Genomic DNA, 2438 nt, shown 5'->3' with positions numbered 1-2438 from the left:
TTTTGAGGGGGTCAATTACCTAATTTTCAGGGAAAAAGTCCCTGAATTTCCCCCTGATCACTCCCATATCTGGTACTTTTTGAGGGGAAAAAAGTCCAAAAGTCTTATCCAACAAGGTTTTTAGATTTATTCAGCAAGCCTTAATTATCTTATAGCCTCTGGAATTTTAGGGAGATGGGGAAGTGGGGTAGATAGGGAAGTGGGGAAGTGGGGTGTGGGGTGTGGGGAAGTGGGGAAGTGGGGAAGTGGGGAAGTGGGGTAGATAGGGAAGTGGGGAAGCTGTCTCATCACCCTATCACCCCAAAACCCTATCACCCCAAAACCCTATCTCCTGTCTCCTATCTCCTGTCTCCTGTCTCGGAGTCTCCTGTCTCGGAGTCTCCTGTCTCCCGACTCCTGAATACTGACTCGATTCTGGCTGCTATAGTAGAAAAGCACCCATTGCTGACGATATCTGAGGTAGATTGCCGTGACTATTGCTTTAGACCAACTGCTCACCCCCGACATTTTTCGACCGGCGCGTTATTTGGGCAACGAGTTAGGTGCTAAACATAAAGAATGGGCAAGTGCTGTGGTTCGTTGGGTGTTAACCTATCCGGAAGTGTACGAAGTGGGGGCATCTAACCTCGGCCATATTATCCTCTACAATATCCTCAATGCTCAACCCCGCCAACTCTGCGATCGCACTTATTTACCCGCACCGGATTTAGCCCAAAAACTCAAACAGACAAAAACCCCCCTATTTGCCCTAGAATCCCGTCGTTGCCTCACCGATTTTGATATTCTGGGTTTTAGTCTCAGTTATGAGCTAGGAGCCACCAATATTTTAGAAATGCTCGACCTAGCGGCAATTCCCTTGACTTGGAGAGCAAGAGACTCAGGTAACTATCCGCTAATTTTTGCCGGGGGACAAACTGCCACCTCTAACCCCGAACCCTACGCCGACTTTTTTGATTTTATCGCCCTCGGTGATGGCGAAGAATTATTGCCAGAAATCGGTTTAATTTTAGAAGAAGGTAAACTAGCTAATCTAAGCAAAGAAGAACTATTACTAGATTTAGCCCAAATTCCGGGGGTATATGTCCCCCGTTTCTACGATGTCACCCCAATCGGTGCAGTTATCCCCAATCGTGACGATGTACCGCAAAGAATTTTACGCCGGGTAGCTACTCCTATCCCAGCCTATTCTATCGGTTTAGTTCCCTTCGTGGAAACGGTTCACGATCGCCTGGTGGTGGAAATTCGTCGCGGTTGCACTAGGGGATGTCGTTTCTGTCAACCGGGGATGTTAACCCGTCCTGCGCGGGATGTGCAACCGGAAGCAGTAATCGAATCGATTGAAAAAGGAATGCGAGCGACGGGATATAACGAATTTTCCTTATTATCTCTCAGTTGCTCCGATTATCTAGCTCTACCTGCCGTGGGTATGGAGATTAAAAACCGTCTCCAGAATGAGAATATATCTCTATCCTTACCCAGTCAAAGAGTCGATCGCTTTGACGAAAATATTGCTAACATAATTGGGGGCAATCGTCAATCGGGTTTGACCTTTGCACCGGAAGCGGGAACCCAACGAATGCGCGATGTGATTAACAAAGGGTTAACCAACGAAGAATTACTCAGAGGGATAAAAACTGCTGTCGAACAGGGTTGGGATAAGGTCAAACTCTATTTTATGATCGGTTTGCCAGGGGAAACCGATGTGGATGTCATCGGTATCGCGGAAACCCTGCGTTGGTTGCGTCGGGAATGTCGTTTACCGAAGCGGAAACCCCTCGATTTTACCCTAACTATCTCGAATTTTACCCCTAAACCCCATACCCCCTTCCAGTGGCATTCCGTCTCGACGGCCGAATTTATCCGCAAACAGGAGTTATTAAGACAGGAATTCCAAGGCATGAGAGGGGTAAAAGTCAATTATACCGATGTCCGCATCTCGGCTATGGAAGATTTTATCGGTCGCGGTGACAGAAGTTTAGGGAAAGTGGTACTGCGCGCTTGGCAATTGGGAGCCGGGATGGATGCTTGGTGGGATAATACGGAAAAAGCCTATCAAGCATGGTCACAGGCGATCGAAGAATCCGGTTTAACTTGGAAATATCGTCAGATAGAACAGGGAGAATGGCATATTTTTGCCGATGCAGACAAAGATATTTTAGAGCGTCCTCTGCCCTGGGATCATCTGGATACCGGTATCGATAAAAAATGGCTACAGGAGGACTTAAAACGCGCCCTAGACGCGGCAACAGTCCCCGATTGTTCTTTTGAGGGTTGTTCCCATTGTGGCGTTTGTAGCCTCGATTTTGGTCATAATATCGTCATTGAAGCGCCCCCGATTCCCGCTTTTGCTGGACATTTTCAACCCAATCAAGAACGCGCCCAAAGAATTCGGGTTTGGTTTGGCAAAATTGGCGAAATGGCCTTAGTTAGCCACTTGG

2 protein-coding genes are annotated in these 2438 nt (G+C 47.6%); one reads left to right on the top strand and one right to left on the bottom strand.

The genetic code is table 11. The features are described from left to right. Window positions 1–144: 144 nt before the first annotated feature. Entirely contained in the window at window positions 145–288 is a 144-nt protein-coding gene (locus PX482_RS26055) for a hypothetical protein (protein ID WP_288026561.1), read from the bottom strand. A gap of 181 nt (window positions 289–469) precedes the next feature. On the opposite strand from PX482_RS26055, the gene PX482_RS26050 reads away from it, so the two are divergent. Continuing rightward, on the top strand, window positions 470–2438 hold a 1969-nt coding region (locus tag PX482_RS26050), incomplete at its 3' end, for a TIGR03960 family B12-binding radical SAM protein (protein WP_288123212.1).

Origin of the sequence: Microcystis sp. M53602_WE12 (assembly GCF_030065455.1) — a bacterium.
In the GTDB taxonomy this organism is placed as follows: domain Bacteria; phylum Cyanobacteriota; class Cyanobacteriia; order Cyanobacteriales; family Microcystaceae; genus Microcystis; species Microcystis aeruginosa.
This window is presented reverse-complemented; position numbering and strand designations above follow the sequence as displayed.

Bases quoted from the DNA above. Each gene is read 5' to 3' on its own strand.
- PX482_RS26055 (WP_288026561.1), bottom strand. From the start codon at position 288: ATGAGACAGCTTCCCCACTTCCCTATCTACCCCACTTCCCCACTTCCC.